We start from the raw sequence: 17,485 nt of genomic DNA, 5'->3' as shown, positions 1-17,485 counted from the left end.
TGTTCTGAAGGTATTAGGTCCTTAAACGTCATGACGCAATCCAGATGAGAAAGATAGAACTCGATATCGTTGCTTTATCTCACAGCGTAACCCAATCCCACAATTATGCAGTGGTCCTTGGTGAACAGGGAGGCTCACGCCGCCTGCCCATTGTTATCGGCAGCTTTGAGGCTCAGGCCATTGCCGTGGCGATGGAGCGTATGACTCCTAACCGGCCTCTGACCCACGACCTTTTCAAAAACACGCTGGAGACTTTCAATATCGAGCTCAAAGAAGTGGTCATCAACAACCTTCTGGACGGGATTTTCTACGCCCGCCTGATTTGCATCAAAGACGGTGAAATCATCGAAGTCGACTCCCGCACTTCCGATGCCTTGGCTATGGCTGTGCGCTTCGATTGCCCGATTTACACTTATGAGTTCATCCTTGATGCCGCCGGTGTAGTCCTGGAAGATGAGGGCGACGAAGACATGGGCGAGCCTGCAGAAGCCGAGGTCACAGAGAAAAAAGCCAGCCTCTCTTCCTACTCTGTCGACGATCTCCGGAAAATGCTGGATGAAGTCCTCAGCGAAGAAAACTACGAGCGTGCTGCGGAAATACGGGATGAGATTGACCGGCGTCAGCAGGAGTCCTAACCGGGCCCAAGAGACGTCTCCTAACTCTACGGGTGCCGCTTGCATCCATCCGTTTACTTTTTATATTTGTTTCAGAACTGCCAGTACCTGATCCATCATTTGTTCTGTAAAGTCCAGATGTGTCACAAACCGTACGGTCTGTGGCCCGAATGCTGAGGCATTGACCCCTCTGACCTTCAACTCCTCCAAAAACTTGTCAGCAGTCAAGCCTTCCACCAGGTCAAAAATCAGAATATTGGACTGTACAGGCCGAACGCTCTCCACATAATTCAGCCCCTGCAGCACCTCCCCTATCCGGCGGGCACGCTCATTGTCTTCCCGCAGCCGTTCCACCTGATGGTCCAGCGCATATATGCAAGCTGCCGCTAAATAGCCGGCCTGCCGCATGCCGCCGCCCATTACCTTGCGCAAGCGCCGGGCCTGTTGTATGAAATCTTTTCGGCCGATGAGCACCGACCCCACAGGTGCACCGAGCCCCTTGGACAAGCACAGGGAAACACTGTCGAAATGCGCACCTACCTCCTGAGGCCTTTCCCCTGTTTCCACCAAGGCATTGAATAACCTTGCGCCATCCAGGTGTAAAGCCAGGCCTTTTTCCCGGCACAGTTCCTGGATCGGCCGGATTTCTTCCAGCGTGTAGTAACTGCCCCCTCCTTTATTACAGGTATTCTCCAGGACGACTAAGCGGCTGATGGGCAGCCAGTCGTATCTAGGCTTAATGGCAGCGGCTACCTGTTCGGCTGTAATTTTCCCATTCGTCCCTTTGATCAGGTTGATGCCTACGCCGGAATTATAGGCATAACCCGCAGTCTCGTATTGATAGATGTGGGAATACTCGTCACAGATCACCTCATCCAGTGGTTGGGTATGTACCTTGATAGCAATCTGATTGGTCATCGTCCCGGAAGGGCAGTACAAGGCGGCTTCCTTGCCAAACATCTGTGCCACTTTTTCTTCCAGCGCATTCACGGTAGGGTCCTCCCGAAAAACATCGTCACCCACTTCTGCCTGCATCATTGCTTCCAGCATCCCCGGGGTAGGCTTGGTGACTGTATCACTGATTAGATTGATCATCTTTTTTGCGGGGAATTTAGGGATTTTTTGAGGGAGTTCACTTGCCAAAAACACAACAAATCTGCAAAACACTTCAGCATCGAATGAGCAAAAATTAAAAAAAGCCTGATTCCATTGGGACATAATAAGACGATCCATCACTAAGCAAGTGTATACGCAATACGAAGTGGTCGCCTACTGGCGCTGACGGCCAGCACGGGGAACGATAAATGTCGGGTCACTGATCCAGACATTCATCGTCTGGGATCTTGGATTTGCGACATCGGCCCGTGACGAAGCTTAGCTTGTCAGGGCAAGAGCAAGCCACTTCCCAGCGTAAATGCTGACATTGAGTAGGTTTGCTATGGCAAACCACTTAATCGTCAGTATAACAACTCAGTGGATATTTCTGAATAAGCTTTTTCACCTGCCAGGCTGATCGCGAGCGGCACGCAGGCACTGAACGGTATTGCCCTGCCCAAAGCAGGCATACCGCCATTTTCTAACACGAAAATCTTTAGTGCCATGAAAACGATTGATGAATTGGCAGCCTTGCTGCCTGTCTCTGCCATGCTTACTAAAAAAGCCTGTAAAAAAGTGAAGGGCGGTGAAAACACCCCGCCACCGCCGCCGGAGGACGATGGCCTGATCGGTAATGAAGACATTATTGATGGCTAATCACAGCTTGTCTAAATGGTAGAGCAGCCAATCTTTCAGCATCAAGTGCTGCTCTGCCATTATCTCATCTGTTAAGCCCCTTTTCCTAAGCGGGTCAACGTATGGCAGCGATTTCATTTTGATGACCTGCCGGCAATACCCCAGACATTTTTTATAGCGTTGCCCCACAGCAGTTTCGCCATTGCCCGAGCGGTCAATAAACCTCCTGAAGCTGGAAATCCTATCCAAAACAAAAGAAACAGAGTGCCCCCGGGCGCCATACGTATCGCAAAATATCCGTACTTCGAGCATCCTGAGCCGAAGCTTGAAAAACCAACCATCGTGCGGAGTACTCCTCATAATTTCTAAAGCCTTATCAAATAAATCTGGCGCATTGGTGTGCCATCCTTTATAGTATAGCAGATAGACCTGGGCTAAAGTCAAAGTTTCTGCTTTATCCTTGAGAAGATAAACAGCATGCGAATCAATAAACTGCTCTACCCAGTCAAATTTTCGGACCATCAGCCCGGTGACTACCGAATTCAAAAAGCGGGTCGCTGTCAACTGATTATCTACAACGATAAGCTCTTGAGCATAGCCAAACTGAAAAAGCTCAAAAAGCTGAGAAATATAGGGTTCCTTATTGCCTGCAACCAGAGGTGCCAGGTAACTGATGAGCGTTTTAAGGGCCAGGCTGACCTCAAATTCTTCCCATGAACCATAATTGACAAAAAAGACAGCCTTCAACTTCAAAAAAAGTGCATCATTGACACCACCGGTATAAAGCTTCCATAGTTGCTGGAAAAACTCCAGAAGTTCGGGCGCCTCATCAGAAGATGCGAAGGACAGGGCTTCCTCCAATCCAAGAAAGGTGGTGTCATCAGGTAGTGTCATCCTTCTCACGGAACGGTCAATACCGTAAATCAGCAATTGGTGGGCGAGCATTTCATTTAAAGCCTGGGCTAGCTGATGTAAGTCCTCCGTTCGCTGTTCGTTCTTTTGGATGTTATCAAAAAAATACCGTTCGTGCAATAAAGCCAGGCGCGCCTGTAGTTTCAGTAGCCCATCCGGAGCGCTCTCCAGTTTTTTCAGCCCGTCATTCAGGGCTTTTTCAAAGGCGCCCGTACGCCTTCTTTTATGAAGGGCCTGTATCAGCAACAAATGTTGAGTTTGCGGTTGTGCCTGTAGCTCTGCATCAATCAGGTACTGTTCGATATACTGCTGCAAGGTGGTCATCAGGTTACGGAGCTTTTGCGGCTCGTAATCTTCTCCCCGGTAGGCTTTTTTGAACAGGTACTTCAGGTCCAGTTGCTCATCATCAAATTCAGGGTGGTGAGGCACAAGCGCATCCCAAAGCTTTACCACAGGTGAATCCCGGTGTCTTGCTTTTTGAAGGATTGCCTTTCGGACAGCCTTCAGTTCATCAGTTGCGAAGGCCCCTATTGTGCGGGCAAGCTTGGTGGAGTGCATTGTTATGGGCAGTAGCTTTGGATATGATGAAGATAGGGAAAAGCCGAAAATAAAGAAGACGAAAGCCCATTGCATTCCATATTAACGGCTAAAGGTGCGTCCGGCTTTTGCACAGGCAAGCACAGACTTGCTCCATTATGAGCAAAACATTTGGCACATAACCCTCCTCTGCACAAGTAACTGGTAATCAACATCCTTTTGATCTCAAAACAAATATTAATAGTGCCAAAGTGTTTATCCGGACCCTTATAAACCGATGATTTTGTCCTTGCTCACCTCATCCTCTTCGGCTAGTTTAGGAATTGATTTTTGCATACACCAAACGGAAAGGGGTATCCCTTTCTGTTTGGAATTTATTCTAACCTAAATCCCTTCCTCAAAGATGAAAAGTGTGACTGTCCACTCTGCCTTTTCCCCTCTTGCTTACGGTTTGTATTTGCTGCTTATTGTATTCGGAACAATAGCCCCCTCTTCTCCAACTTTTGGGCAGTATGTTCTACCCGCTGAATTTGAAAATGCACAACCCATGCCTCTCCCCACCTGGTCACCTCCGATTGCGGATGAGCCTAACCAAGTGGTTATCTATAACTCGGAAGATCAAATTATTTCTACCCATGCGCTACCTGAAAGTGAGGAGGCTCCTCTTCCTCAAAAAGGGGGGAAACCCGCTTTGCACCTACCCGATAGCCTAGCCTGGACAGATCAAGTTACCGATCTATTGAGTTTTTCTAACCTGGAGTTACGTACACAAAACATTTTTCACTAAACAATTTCAATTTATGAAAAGTATATTTTTGACTTTTTCGATGATTTTTTGTAACTATTTAGGTCAATTTGCAAAATAGCGAGAAAATAGCGAACTAGCACAGGTGAACAAGGACGAGATCATAGCGCAACAAGCTGAGCAAATAGCGAAGCTGGAATCACTGCTGGAAGCAGCGCTGGCTCGTATTGCAGAGCTGGAAGCTCAGCTGAAAGCCAACAGCCGGACTTCGTCGCGGCCTCCGAGCAGCGATGGGCTGAAGAAGGCCCCTGCTTTCCCGCGCAAGAAAGGCGGCAAGAAGGGAGGCCAGTCTGGGCATAAGGGGAAGACGCTTGAGATGGTCGCCCCGTCTGCAGCAGACCGCCATATTGTCCACCCGTTAGCTGAGCAAACATGCAGCTGCGGGCAGAGCCTGGAAAGCACTGTGCCAAGCATAAGCTTAGAGCGCCGCCAGGTTTTTGACCTCCCCCCGAAGCTTTTGCAAATAGAAGAGCACCGCCTGGAGGTCAAACATTGCCCTTGCTGTGGCGAGCAGCATACAGGCAGCTTCCCGTCCGGCGTGCCAGCCCCCGTACAATACGGCGACAGGGTACATGCCTTAGTCAGCCTGCTGAATGTGGAGCAAAGCATGCCCGTAGGGCGCATAGGGGAGCTCTTTGCCAGCCTGACAGGGTATGAGCTTAATGAGAATACAGTATCCACTTCCGTACAGCGCATGTACGGGAAGCTGGCCGATGATGAGGCGGTTATCAAAGAGCAGGCATTGTCCAGCCCCGTAGCGCATGCTGACGAAAGCGGTGCCCGGGTGGCAGGCAAACTGCACTGGGCACATAATTTTGTCTGTGGCCTGTTTACTTATCTGTTTGTGCATGAGAAAAGAGGCGCACAGGCGCTGCACAGCGACGAAAGCATAGCTCAAAACTATACAGGCACACTGGTGCACGACTGCTGGGCAAGCTATTTTGGCTTGGAAAACGCCCGCCATGCGCTTTGTGGGGCGCACTTGCTGCGCGAGCTTAGAGGCCTAGCTGAAAACCATGAGCGCCAGTGGGCTGACAAGATGCATAGTTTGTTAATGTACGCTTACGAATTTAGCAGTGGCGGGAGCTCAGTGCTGCCGGCTAAAAAATATAAAACGGTCCTGTCCCGCTACCGGCAAATCTTAAAAGAAGCCAGCCGTGAAGAGCCGCCGCCCGAACCCCGCCCAAAAGGCCGGGCGAAGAAAACAAAAGGGAGGAACCTGCTCGAAAGGCTGGAACGATACGAAGAAGAAGTACTGAGGTTCACGCGGGAGCACGAAGTGCCCTTCACTAATAACCTGGCCGAACGTGATATCCGCCCGTTAAAAACGAAGCTAAAAGTCAGTGGCTGCTTCCGTACCCTACAGGGTGCGCGGCACTATGCAAGGATCAAAAGCTTTTGCAGCACGGCAAAAAAGCACGGCTTGTCTGCCTATGAAGAGTTGCTCAACGCTTGGCGGGGCGAGTCGTTCCTTCGCAGCTACGCTGCCGCAGGAAACCCTACCTAAATAGTTACGATTTTTTTTGTATTCATCGCAAATGCGGTAACTGTACAAAAAAGCCAATCTCCATTATTCGTTAAAAATGATGTACTTGTCATCATTAACGAACGACCAGTAACATTAAGGGCGGGAACACCTGTCGTTGTTGAAGCAATTCAAACTTATAGTTCAAAAAATTTGAACGTTGGACAAAGTTTGAGTGTACGAGTCAAGTTTAATATTGTGCAAGACAAACAGACCCTTGTTGCAGCGGGTGCATTAGGTACAGCTAATATAAGCAAATTGGAAAAACCAGGAATTTTCGGAAAACCAGGCAAAATGGAGCTGCAAATACAAAGTGTACAAGCAGTTGACGGACAGCAGGTTCTTGTCTCAGGGATACCATTAGTTCTTGAAGGTCAAAACAAGAGAGCCTTAGCGTGGGGAATTGGAATAGGTGCGGGCTTGATCACAGCTGGAATTGGCTTAGCCATAGGATTTTTCATCAAGGGTAAAGATGCTGAATTCAATGCAGGAACAAACATAAACTCTTCTGTTGCTTCCGATATGGAAATTGAAGTAAATTAAGCTTCATTGCCGTACACTTTTAGCTCTGCAAAAAGTTCATTGAAAGTTTGGAAAGAGAGACAGAAAAAATAAGGGTTTTCTGAGATTTTAAAATCTTTACAGAAAACCCTTGCAAAATGTCGTTCTGCAAAGATCTAAAAAATGGTTGATAAAGCATCAATCTGAGGTTCCACAAGGCAACGCCTTGCGTCGATTAACCGTCTTATCTGGTTTATTAAGTGCCTTAATCAAAGGTGGCCGGGCATCTTTATCAGAGTTGGCCCGCCATATGGAAGACCCCACTGACCTGGAAAGTCGGGTCAAGAAGGCCAAGCGTTGGTTGCAAAATAAGTGGACCGATGTCACGGTACACTTTATACCCTACCTTCTTCCGATTCTCCACTCTCTGAGCAAGGCTGGAGAGTTAGTTCTGGCCATCGATGGCTCCTGTGTGGGCAAAGACTGCATGGCGCTGATGGTCAGTGTAATCTGGCGCAGGCGAGCCATTCCCATTTGTTGGGTAGTTCGTAAAGCTCCCAAAGGCCATTTCCCGGAACACATGCACGTGGCTATTATCGGTCAAGTGGCGATGCTTATGGACAGTATCCTGGAACAGGATTGCCAGATTTTCCTGCTGAGAGATGCCGAATTCGACGGCTGCGAGTTGCAACAGTCTTGTTTGGCTCACGGTTGGGAGTACGTGCTAAAAACGGCGAAGGATACTTTGGTGGACGATCATCCGGACATGGAGAATGCTTCAGCTTTTGGCCATTTGGCCGCAAGTATCGGTCAAAAAAGCTTGTTCCTGCCCCAAATGTATGTGGCTAAGCAAGGGTTTGGGCCAGTCAATGTCTTGTTCTGGCATGACCAGCCCCTATATGACCGACATTTGTATCTGTTGACCAGCTTGGAATATGGCCCGCAAGCCGAAACATATTACCGAAAGAGGTATCACATTGAAACCTTTTTCGGCGATATCAAATCTCGCGGATTCCACATTCATAAAACCAGGATTGAAGAGCCTCAAACCTTGTTCAATCTCTTGATCGTGGCTAGCCTGGCTTTCATCATCTGTATCTTGTTCGAGTTTGATGCCCGAACCTCAGCTCAGTTGGGCAAATTCTGCCGTAAAGACCGAATCGACAGCTTGTCCGTGTTTCAGATTGGACTGAGAGCTGTCCGATTTTATGTCAGGCATGCTATGAATCTTTCTTTCCAATTTTCAAAGAACTTCCCGTAAACTAAAAGTGTACGGCAATGAAATTTAACTTCCTGTGGGATAGGGGCTTTTAAGACAGCCCCTATGATAATTGAAAAAATTAACAGTACTCAGGGTGCTTGGCACAGCAAGCCCGCTCAGTGCATGGCACTGAAAAAGCACTCGTATGAACAAGTTAATTAAAGCCTTACCCAAAAGAGGAGTGGCTAGCCCGTTTGGCGGCCCAATTGCAGGGACATAGGCTTTGAGCCTGTGCACCTCTTGAAAAGCCGCCCTGAGGACATTGACATAAATTTTGGTTTTTAGGGCAAAGTGATTGGTCTGCTCTTTTGCAGTCAGCAGTTCGAGTTTGGTCCAGGCAATCATGGCAGCAAAAACATGGTTGCACTGGGATGTCTCGCGCTTGGTGGGGGACTTTTCCAGCCCCACGTTTTGTCTGAGCGATTTGTGGAATACCTCCACTCCCCAGCGTGTCCCGTAGGTTGTGCAGATAGCTGGGCCGCTTAGCTCCAGATCGTTAGTGACCAGGTACAAGTCTCCAGCTGAGCCGTCTTGGTTTATAAAGACCTGTTTGACCAGCTGGACTTGGAAGTCCAGCCCTTTAAGGTAAACAGTAATGGCCTGGCCTGCTTGCAGTTCTAGCCCGTCGACTCGGTGGAACTTGCCTTCCAGTTTGTCTTCCATGGTAAGGGCAGCCTTGCGGTTGCTCTTTAAGGCACTGATAAAATGCTTGCCCAGCTCATAGTGCACGAACTCAAAGTTCTCCTTGGCAGCAAACCAAGTGTCCCAGACCACATAGCGGAAGGGCACGCGGTTGTATTTGACAAGGGCAAAAAGCTGGTCGCGCAGCATCTCGTTCTTACTGCGGGGGCTGCGCTTCTTTACCTGCCCGCTTTTGGCATCCACGTATTCTTGCGACTTGGGCACGATCTCAAAAGCAACAGGCAGCTCTATACCCTGTGGGCTCTGGTAAAGGAAATTCAGGATGTTGATCCCTTTGGTGTGCCCCGCTTTCGGCTTCTTGGAGTGGTCCCAGTGCCAAGTGACCACTTCATTCTCCGTAGAGTGCGGCTTCTCCTCGATCGTGTCATCTATCTTGATGACCGCGTCCGGGTGCTCCACTTTACGTACCAAAGGCTTTATGCAACGCCAATAGTCTTTTGCCGTGAAGGCTTCCTGCCCTAAAAAACGGCTGATCTTGTCATGGCTCAGTGCCTGATCGGTCAGCTCGGACAAGCCGGTGGCTGTCGCCATGCGAAACGATGCCAGCAGGTAGTCCGAATACAAGTCAAGTAACTTTGGGTCTTTCATCTTGCGCTCCTTTGAGCTGCAAGATAGCAGGCCTTGTATTATTAATCAATTCTTAACTGATCTTTCGCAGGCGAAAGATCAGTTAAGAATTGCTGGCTGAAACTATCTTATTTTTACGTAAGTCTACAGTGTGATGAGAAACGAAAACTTTAGATGAGAACGACCATTCACTCGGTAATTGCTTAACGCTACTAAATTCGCAGATATAAAAAAAGATTAATCTGCAGACTAATCCAAGCTTTGCATATCCCCCACCCCAATAAATGCCGCCCAGTAAAAAGGATAGGCACCCGTATCGCTATGACCGTCCAGGAAATCCAGTTTGGCCTGCCGTAAGGCGGCGTCCTTTGTCATTCCTGATTTGAGGTGCTGATAAAAGCTCACCATCAACTCCTGTGTGCTTTGGTCATTGACTTGCCAGAGCGTGGTGGCAATGCTTTTGGCACCGGCATAGGCAAAGGCCCGTGCCAGGCTGATGATGCCTTCGCCCCGCTGCAGCTCTCCGGTACCGGTCTCACAGGCAGAGAGCACGACCAGGTCAGCATTTAGCTGAAGGTTATACAGGTCACGGACGTAGAGCAGCTCATTTTCCATGCTGTCTGGCTGTGGATAAAAGGCCAGATAGGAGTAGTCGCCTACGCGGGCGTCCGCTTTCCCATGGGTAGATAAATGGAGGATGCGGTAGTCGCCTGCTCTGTCTACAAATGCGGCTTCACTGGCTTCTGCCCCGTAGAAGGCATCGGTTTTGAAAATCTTTTGAATGCTGTCTACTTCTGCTTTGGAATACGGTAAGCCCAAAAGCGTATCACTACGCGTGCTCGCCAGCCAGTCGCTTTGATCCAGGTGACTGGACAATACTGTATCCACCGTTGTAAAGGGGGCTACCGCGAGCATTTCCCGTTTTGGTGTTTGCCGGTGCTTTTTCTCTTTCATTTCCCTCAGCAGCGTAGCCGAATAACAGTAGCTGACCTGATGCTCCCGGAGCAGGTAGGGCAATCGCTCGGCGGCATACAAATTATTCGCATCGGGCTTTGCCATAAGCAAGGCTTCAAACGGGATATACCCCAAAATGCCATCCGGTACAATGACTAGCTGTTCAGGCAAGCCTTCGGCTACCGGCGCGATGAGTTTCTCGTAGAGTTTTGGCGCCACTTCCAGGTAAGCTTCATAGGCAAAGGGCAGCGGCTGACTGATATTATCGCGCAACTGCTGTACCCATTCTTCAAGTGGGAAGTCTCGTTTTACTTCTTTTACCTCATAGTAGTCCTTTTCGATTCTGAAGATGAAAATATAGCTGTCGCCTACGAAGTATTCGAGTAGGGCTTGGTCTTCCTCCAGAATCTCCATTTGGACCTCTTCCACGGTTACGGTGCTGAGGTCGTACTTGAGCTTGTAGTATTCTGGGTAATCGCTTTCCAGTCGTGCCTTAAGGCTGTCATAGGCTTGATTGAGGTCAAAGAGCTTGGAGCTGATGGCGAGTACTGTGGTGTCAGTTTCTTCCAGGCCTTCCTGGAGTTTTTCCTGCCGCTTTTTATCGTAGTAGGTGAGATCTACGCGCAGGTCGTATTCTTTTTCGAGGAGGGTGTCGGGGATACCGGCGTAGTGGAGGGCGTTGGACTCCTGTAACTGACTGTAGAGAATAGCAGACTTGCTTTCTTCAGTGTACTGAAACAAAACGGGGTCTGTACTTGCTGCTTCCCTTCCCTTTCTGAGCCGGTTATTCATTCCTAATTCAAACAAACGTTGGTAGCGTTGAAGCCATGGCAAACGGGAAGCCGAATTGCTCAATTGTTGCTGTTGGTAGCGGAGCGCATCAACCGCGTAATCCGACCAAATGGCGGCACTGTCATATTGGGGTTTAGGGCGGCTCAAAGCATACATTTCTGAATAGGCCTCCAAAGTATTGAGCAGAAACTCTAATGACATGACGCTGGAGAAGCTTTCCGTTGACCATTCATTTGCCTCCAGGCTCTTTTGATAGTGCCATTTTGCTTGTTCCGTATTCCCTTCCAAAGCATAATGATCTCCCAAATGTTTATGGGCAGAAGCCACCCGGTAGTGCCTCGGGCCAAATACTTCTTTCCAAATCTCCAACGCTTGTTGAAAGTGGCTGTAGGACTCTGAGTGCCGTCCTTGCTTTTGAAGCGCCACCCCGTAATTGAGATGCGATAACGCCAAGTCCTGATGTTGACCTGAAAGCACTTGCTGAACCTTAAGCGCGCGCTCATGCACAACGATGGCAGCCTCTGTTTGCCCCAGTTCTACCAAAACAGTCCCCTCATTGTTAAGGTAAATCCCCAGCGCTTTTTCTCCCCCTTGTGCTACCTTTTCCTGTAATGCAACAGCCTGCCTGTAAATTGGGGCAGCGCGCTCCGGGTCGAACATCGATTGGTAACAATTGCCGATGTTGTTGTAAGACAAAGCTAAATTGGCATAATTATCAGGGAATGCCTTTTTCTTGATCGCAAGTGCTTTTTCATGAAACTGGAGCGCCCTGGCATAGTCGTTCATTTCAGCATAGCAGGCGCCAAGATTATTATAGCTCAGCGCGAAGTTGTACTCATTGCCCTGGGGATGTGCAAGTAGAATATCTATGGCTTTCAGCTGTAGTTCAACAGCAGCCCTGTAGTCGCCTTTTGTCTGATGGGCCGATGCGAGATTGCTCAGGGGTAAGACCAAGTTCAGGTCTTCCGCTCCAAAAAGATCAGTGGTTAGGTCAAGCGCTGCTGAATAATGCTCAATGGCTTTATCATTATCTCCCATTTGGTAGTACGCATACCCCACCGCATTATGGGCGCGTGCCACCTTTCGAAGGTCCTTCGGTGCTGCGTAAAGCCGTTCCTGAAGTGCCCTCTCCTGATAGGTAACCGCAATATCATAATCTGCCAGGGCAGTATAAGCGTTCCCGATTATGACCAATGCATCCGCCTTATCATGGGTAGGCGCCTTGCTCTGACCTGCATAAACCTTCAACAGGGCTTCGCCAACTTCTATCGCTTTTTTGTAGTCCTGAGCCCGGTTGTAGCAAATGGCCAGGCTCCGGTAGGCTAGTAAAGTCTCTGCAGCCTCCGGGCCAAAGTGTTCTTGCCTGATGGACAGCAGCTGATTGAATGCCTGAATAGCCGGATCCATGTCTCTGGTAAAATAATACACTTCGCCCTCAAAATTGACTAAATCTGCCAGGAGCGGGTTCCGGTCTCCAAAAGTATCAATGAAATCTGGCTTAACTGCTTTGACCAATTCCAGCGCAGCGGTGTAATCCCGTTGTTTGATCAGGGTATCAATTTGGTGGAGCACGATTTCTGCATCAGCAGAGTCCTTTATCGAAGTGCCGGGCTCCTGAGCTGAAACAAAAAGAGAAAACCCTAATGCGGTGAGCAAAAATAACGTAGCTTTCATGTCTGACTGAGGTTATACGCAATACGAAGTGGTTTGCGACATCGGCCCGTGACGAAGCGTAGCTTGTCAGGACAGGTGCAAGCCACTTCTCAGCGTAGATGCTGACATTGAGTAGGTTTGCTGTGGCAAACCACTTAATCGTCAGTATAGTAAGTGGCACCCTTCTACTTATCGGCAACAATACCGGGCGTACCTTAAATATACAACAGAGGCTACCATTAAGGCAGCCTCTGTTGATTGAATTTAATGTATTACTATTTTTTTCACAGCCCGGGACGACGCCAAGCTTACTTCCAGCCAAAACAGTCCCGATGGTAACTCGCTAACGTCCAAACTAACCTGCTGACTTTCGTTTACCTCCATTTGGGACCATCGCTTCACCACTTGCCCTTGTGCGTTCAGCAATACAAAACTCGCAGGATCGTCCATCCTTTTTGGTAATTTCACATAGACCCTTTCTCGTACCGGATTAGGAAACACCTCTACTGAAAAAGCCATGGTCTCCTCCCATGAGCTCGAATTCGGGCTTCCCTCATTGACAATCACAGTATAATCTTCCACCTCCCGGGCACTACCTGTACTGCAGGATTCGGCAAAACCATTGGGGTCCATACTGACCCGCATGCGCGTTGGGCCTGTAAGTGTATTCCCGGGAATGTTGATCGCTCCGAAAACCGGTGTTGTATTCATTGCAGACTGCTGAAAGACTAATTCATCAGCATCCTGAAAATCTCCATCCTGATTAAAATCTATCCAAACCCGCCAGTACACCGGTTGTTGATTGTCATCTGTCCCGGGCGTCAGCGTAAGCGGATACTGAGCGCCCTGCTCCAGATTTGCAGACAGGTCCATGTAATCGCCAAACCCATAAGATTTGCCTGTTTCATGGTCAATTTCCTTGAGCTGCACCCTTGCAATCCAGTCATCCCATGTGGTACCGTAAGAGTAGCAATACTCATCCTCACACCCACGAGTAGATAAAATAACTGTATTCGAGAATTCACCTTCAATACCATCGCAGCGGGACTGTACCTGAAATTCGTAGTCGCGGCAGGGCAGCATATTAGCCCAAATTGTGGCAGATGATGTAAACCAGTTGCCTTCCGTCCAGACTGATTGCCCTACCCTTTTGAAGCGAGTCCGATAAGCCTCTGCGTCACCAGCAACCGGGGTCCAGTCCAGGTACAAATGGGAGTACCCCACCTCAAAAGCATGCAAATCATTAGGGGGCGGGCAGCCGCTGCCACCACCGCTACCGTTTACGCAAAAATTATTTACTTCCTGATCCTCAAAGCTTCCTCCGGATGCCAGAACCTCGCCGGTCGGCGATGTCAGGAAATAACTCCCATCACCAAAGTCACAGCACATCCCATCACCGTAAGAATCGAAAAAGACCAGGTCATAACAGCCTTCCTGAAGACAAACCGGTTCCTGTATGACCAATCCTTCGGCACCCTCTTCGTAAGGCCCTCCAGAGACAATCAGATTACCAGATTGGTAGACACCCCAGGTAGTTTCATCACCATAATCGTCGAGGGTAATGGTCAACCCCAGGGCAATCCCATTGCAATCTCCTCCACCGCCTCCCCCGTCCAGACACTCCAGGGCTGCACGTGCATTGATGCGGCCGCTGCCCAGCGCACCCACAAAACCAGGGTTGACAACATCGATATTATCAGCACTGCTCAGCAAACAGTCGACTATTTCCTCATTTGCCGCATTGGGCTTGTAAGACTTCATATGCGCCAGCAGCCCTGCCACCATCGGGCAGGACATAGAAGTGCCATTATAGCTGTCGTAGCTGCTCTGATTGAAAGCGATTGGGCTTAAGATATTCGTACCTGGGGCTGCTATATCCACCCAATATCCATAATTGGAGCTGGTGTTGCGCACATCTCCGGAACGTGTATTGGCAACAGCCAACACTCCAGTGTAGGCTGCAGGGTAGGAAGGAATTGAAGTATTATCATTCCCTGCAGCTGCGACTACTATCGCGCCATTATCAATAGCCAGGCTTACAAGGTTAGAGTTCACCAATGAAAAACTACCGCCCCACGAGCAACTGATGATTTCCGCTCCGGCTGCCACCGCATATGCAAATGCGCCCCACGCTTCGTCAATCTCGGTTCCAGTTGTACCATCTGTTTTCCCTTTACACGACATGATCCGGGCATTATTGAAAGAAATAGAGGCGCCTCCAACCCAATTGTCAGTTACCGCACCGGCAATCCCCGCGCAGTGGGTGCCATGAGAAAAAACAGCTGAAGATGCATAAGCCGGAGGCTGAGGGTCATTATCCCAGTTGGCCGCATCCCAGCCGATATAGTCATCTATATATCCATTACCATCATCATCTATGCCTTCAATCCCATCGTATTCTGCCTCATTTATCCAGAGGTTGCCGTCTAAGTCCTCATGGTTCCATTTCACCGCATCATCCGTTATCGCAACAACTACCCCTTCTCCTTCCTGGTGCAGGTCCCAGGCATCGTAAGCATCAATCTGAGCGAGGAACCACTGATTGGAGTTGTTTGCATAGGCATCATTGGGCGTATAAAAGGAGCGCATGACCGGCACCTGCTCTGCAAATTCTACTGCAGGCTCCCGCATCAGCAATTGTATGAACGCCTGTTCCTGACCGGTTTCTGAAAAATACAATTGGTAAGTATGGTCAAAAAAAGAGCTTGAAAGCCTGCCGAATGGCTTGTGAATGCGGTATACACCAAATGCCCTGAACAGCTCGGCAAATGGCCCGTAGGCTGACAGGTCTTGCAGGCTGTCCATGTCAGCCCATTGAAGACCCGCGCTCTCCTGAATTTTCACATAAACCCTCCCCTCGTAATATTCGCCGGGAAGGTTCTGTTGCTGGGATTGGACAGCTGCAGGTAGAAGCAGCAATAATATAATGTACAGCAATAATGAAACTGAAGTGAAAGCTTGATTTTCCATGACGGTGTAAAGAATTTAAAAGGTTATTAAACTGCCTGGTTAGTGGAAACAACGGCCTAAATGTCCCCCTGACACGCCCTATTTTCCAGAAGTATATTTTCCAAGCTATTCAATGGTCCGCCCTTCGTAAAAACCAATATCTCTCGTTTATAAGATTTAAATTTAAGCATACAGCACCTGAAAACCCCTGCCGTTTCAGCAATGGCAACTAAATAGTGTATAAGGATGAAAGCGCTAAGGCCATCCCTATTCTTTCTTTTCTCATGCCCGCATTTGATTGATTTCCTTTATTTTAAATACATTTACAACAATACTCGCCCCATAATCCTGAAGTATGCCCACAACGAAACCTCAATACTCCGATGAGCAGCTCCTGCAAATGATCAGGGGCAGCGAACAGGAAAGGGCCAACGCCCTGAAAGCCTTCTTTACAGACCAGCAGCTGAAGGCATCGGTCATACGCAAAATCCAGCAAAAGGGAGGGAGTGCAAATGATGCACAGGATGCCTTCCAGGAAGGGTTCAAAGCGTTTTACCGGCATCTTTTGAATGGCAAATTCGAAGGCAGGAGTAGTTTGCGTACCTTTTTTGTAGGCATTTGTATCCGCTGCTGGCTCGACGGCTTGAAAAAAAGCTTCTATCAGCGGACTACCCTTACGGATAAGGAAGAAACCCTGGATGAAGAATACCAACATACGCCGGAAACCCGGATGATGAGCCGGGAACGGAAAAGCCAGCTGCAAAAAGTACTGGCGCTCCTTGGCGATCGGTGCAAAAAAGTCATCATGCTGGGATACGAGGGCTATAACAGTGAAGAGATTAAACAAAAGCTGGAAATTGAGGCGGAGGAAGCGGTACGTAAGATCAGATACCGCTGCATGACCAAGCTCAAAGAAAAACTGGCCAGCCAACCTACCTTAAATGCACTTCTAAAAAGCCTGAGCTATGGATAAAGCAACCCTACATGAAAAGCTTGATGCCTATCTAAAAGGCAGTTTGGATGCAGCAGAACAGGCTGAAGTCCGGCAACTCATTGACTCCGATAAGGACGTAGCTGACCAACTGGAATTGGTGCGCCTGGAACAGGAGCTGGCAGAAGTCATGGTCGATGAAAAGCTGGACGAAATGATGAAAGCGTGGAATGAAGAAGCATCTTCCCCTGCCGCGATATCTGATACAGCCCCTAAGCCCAAAGCTGGTTCATTCCCGGGTCAGTGGGTAATGTGGGGATCCGTCTTAATTATATGTGCCGGTTTAGTTTTTTGGTCTTGGCCATCACCCCAAGAAACTGCTAGCACCGATGCGGTGAACGAAGAACCACCTTCCAGTGTCCAACCAAAGGATACTGAACCCTCTTTAGATGCTCCAACCGAAGCCGCCATTTCCGAGCCGGCTGCTCAGGAAACTAAAAAAGCGCCAGCCCCAGCCAAAAAAGAATCTAAAATCCCTCCACCAATCGCTAGTGCAAAAGAACCTCAGCCATCCGAAGCAATACAACAGCTTGCACTGGCAGTAGCTACGAATACCCGTGCAACAGGTGGAACATATATAATTAGAAAAGGAGTTCAGCCAAATGAGTCCCCCCTAGCCAAAGGTTATCGCCTGATGGGAGAAGGGAAACTCGATGAAGCTGAATCTGCCTTGCTTAAAGTACCGGAAGCCCAGGAGCGGCGATACCTCAACGCGCAACAATACCTCGCCTTTATTTACTTCGAAAAAGGTGAGTATGAAAAGTCCATTCCCATCCTGGAAAACCTAACCCAACTGAACTATTCACAGCAAGCGGAAATGGAATGGTATCTTGCACTGTCCTATTTAGCTACTGAAAACCCCAAAGGTTTGGAAGCCTTAAAGCAGGTTACCACTGAAAGCACCTCCCCTGAAATACAGGAGGAAGCCCAACAGTTATTGGATGAAATCAACGCGCTTGATTAAATTCAAATAACCACGATTTTTGGTCAT

At 48.8% G+C, this 17,485-nt stretch carries 13 protein-coding genes; 8 read left to right on the top strand and 5 right to left on the bottom strand.

From position 1 onward, the window contains the following. Positions 1–44 precede the first annotated feature (44 nt). Positions 45–635 (top strand): bifunctional nuclease family protein, encoded by a 591-nt coding sequence (locus IX84_RS16220; protein WP_044223011.1) that lies wholly within the window; start codon positions 45–47, stop codon positions 633–635. Between the two features lie 60 nt (positions 636–695). Here IX84_RS16220 and IX84_RS16215 read toward each other — a convergent pair whose 3' ends face one another. Next, positions 696–1,709 (bottom strand): threonine aldolase family protein, encoded by a 1,014-nt coding sequence (locus tag IX84_RS16215; RefSeq protein ID WP_044223007.1) that lies wholly within the window; start codon positions 1,707–1,709, stop codon positions 696–698. Positions 1,710–2,213: 504 nt separating this feature from the next. Between IX84_RS16215 and IX84_RS33395 the strand changes: the two genes are divergently transcribed. After that, on the top strand, positions 2,214–2,366 hold the full coding sequence (locus tag IX84_RS33395) for a hypothetical protein (RefSeq protein ID WP_160213805.1): 153 nt from the start codon (positions 2,214–2,216) through the stop codon (positions 2,364–2,366). Here the strand turns inward: IX84_RS33395 and IX84_RS16210 are convergent, their stop codons facing one another. Further along, entirely contained in the window at positions 2,367–3,815 is a 1,449-nt protein-coding gene (locus IX84_RS16210; protein ID WP_044223004.1) for a hypothetical protein, read from the bottom strand. Between the two features lie 382 nt (positions 3,816–4,197). On the opposite strand from IX84_RS16210, the gene IX84_RS16205 reads away from it, so the two are divergent. The 4 genes from IX84_RS16205 to IX84_RS16190 all read left to right on the top strand — a co-directional run bounded on the left by IX84_RS16205 (position 4,198) and on the right by IX84_RS16190 (position 7,886). Next, positions 4,198–4,581 carry a hypothetical protein gene (locus IX84_RS16205; RefSeq protein WP_044223000.1) on the top strand — a complete coding sequence of 128 codons (384 nt, stop codon included), beginning with the start codon at positions 4,198–4,200 and terminating at the stop codon, positions 4,579–4,581. Between the two features lie 103 nt (positions 4,582–4,684). Beyond that, a complete protein-coding gene (gene tnpC / locus IX84_RS16200) occupies positions 4,685–6,106 on the top strand; it encodes an IS66 family transposase (RefSeq protein WP_052516064.1) in 1,422 nt (473 codons plus the stop codon). Positions 6,107–6,277: 171 nt separating this feature from the next. Next, positions 6,278–6,667 (top strand): hypothetical protein, encoded by a 390-nt coding sequence (locus IX84_RS16195; RefSeq protein WP_044222998.1) that lies wholly within the window; start codon positions 6,278–6,280, stop codon positions 6,665–6,667. 145 nt (positions 6,668–6,812) lie between these two features. Continuing rightward, the gene (locus tag IX84_RS16190; RefSeq protein ID WP_152605092.1) at positions 6,813–7,886 is read left to right on the top strand and encodes a transposase; all 1,074 of its coding nucleotides are present in this window, start codon (positions 6,813–6,815) and stop codon (positions 7,884–7,886) included. 24 nt (positions 7,887–7,910) lie between these two features. Here the strand turns inward: IX84_RS16190 and IX84_RS16185 are convergent, their stop codons facing one another. The 3 genes from IX84_RS16185 to IX84_RS16175 all read right to left on the bottom strand — a co-directional run bounded on the left by IX84_RS16185 (position 7,911) and on the right by IX84_RS16175 (position 15,524). Beyond that, complete coding sequence (locus IX84_RS16185) at positions 7,911–9,176, bottom strand: IS701 family transposase (RefSeq protein WP_052516063.1); 1,266 nt, start codon at positions 9,174–9,176, stop codon at positions 7,911–7,913. A gap of 228 nt (positions 9,177–9,404) precedes the next feature. Next, positions 9,405–12,575 carry a CHAT domain-containing protein gene (locus IX84_RS16180; protein ID WP_044222992.1) on the bottom strand — a complete coding sequence of 1,057 codons (3,171 nt, stop codon included), beginning with the start codon at positions 12,573–12,575 and terminating at the stop codon, positions 9,405–9,407. A gap of 243 nt (positions 12,576–12,818) precedes the next feature. Continuing rightward, positions 12,819–15,524: a S8 family serine peptidase gene (locus tag IX84_RS16175; RefSeq protein ID WP_044222990.1), complete on the bottom strand. Its 2,706-nt coding sequence runs from the start codon at positions 15,522–15,524 to the stop codon at positions 12,819–12,821. Positions 15,525–15,858: 334 nt separating this feature from the next. Between IX84_RS16175 and IX84_RS16170 the strand changes: the two genes are divergently transcribed. After that, positions 15,859–16,476 carry an RNA polymerase sigma factor gene (locus tag IX84_RS16170; RefSeq protein WP_044222987.1) on the top strand — a complete coding sequence of 206 codons (618 nt, stop codon included), beginning with the start codon at positions 15,859–15,861 and terminating at the stop codon, positions 16,474–16,476. After that, the gene (locus IX84_RS16165) at positions 16,469–17,458 is read left to right on the top strand and encodes a hypothetical protein (protein WP_044222984.1); all 990 of its coding nucleotides are present in this window, start codon (positions 16,469–16,471) and stop codon (positions 17,456–17,458) included. The genes IX84_RS16170 and IX84_RS16165 overlap by 8 nt, the downstream gene beginning before the upstream one ends. Positions 17,459–17,485 lie beyond the last annotated feature (27 nt).

Origin of the sequence: Phaeodactylibacter xiamenensis (assembly GCF_000759025.1) — a bacterium.
Lineage (GTDB): Bacteria > Bacteroidota > Bacteroidia > Chitinophagales > Saprospiraceae > Phaeodactylibacter > Phaeodactylibacter xiamenensis.
This window is presented reverse-complemented; position numbering and strand designations above follow the sequence as displayed.

What these genes read in the sequence shown, in the direction of transcription:
- IX84_RS16220 (WP_044223011.1), top strand. Translation starts at nt 45, where the DNA reads ATGAGAAAGATAGAACTCGATATCGTTGCTTTATCTCACAGCGTAACC.
- IX84_RS16215 (WP_044223007.1), bottom strand. Translation starts at nt 1,709, where the DNA reads ATGATCAATCTAATCAGTGATACAGTCACCAAGCCTACCCCGGGGATG.
- IX84_RS33395 (WP_160213805.1), top strand. Translation starts at nt 2,214, where the DNA reads ATGAAAACGATTGATGAATTGGCAGCCTTGCTGCCTGTCTCTGCCATG.
- IX84_RS16210 (WP_044223004.1), bottom strand. Translation starts at nt 3,815, where the DNA reads ATGCACTCCACCAAGCTTGCCCGCACAATAGGGGCCTTCGCAACTGAT.
- IX84_RS16205 (WP_044223000.1), top strand. Translation starts at nt 4,198, where the DNA reads ATGAAAAGTGTGACTGTCCACTCTGCCTTTTCCCCTCTTGCTTACGGT.
- IX84_RS16185 (WP_052516063.1), bottom strand. Translation starts at nt 9,176, where the DNA reads ATGAAAGACCCAAAGTTACTTGACTTGTATTCGGACTACCTGCTGGCA.
- IX84_RS16180 (WP_044222992.1), bottom strand. Translation starts at nt 12,575, where the DNA reads ATGAAAGCTACGTTATTTTTGCTCACCGCATTAGGGTTTTCTCTTTTT.
- IX84_RS16175 (WP_044222990.1), bottom strand. Translation starts at nt 15,524, where the DNA reads ATGGAAAATCAAGCTTTCACTTCAGTTTCATTATTGCTGTACATTATA.
- IX84_RS16170 (WP_044222987.1), top strand. Translation starts at nt 15,859, where the DNA reads ATGCCCACAACGAAACCTCAATACTCCGATGAGCAGCTCCTGCAAATG.
- IX84_RS16165 (WP_044222984.1), top strand. Translation starts at nt 16,469, where the DNA reads ATGGATAAAGCAACCCTACATGAAAAGCTTGATGCCTATCTAAAAGGC.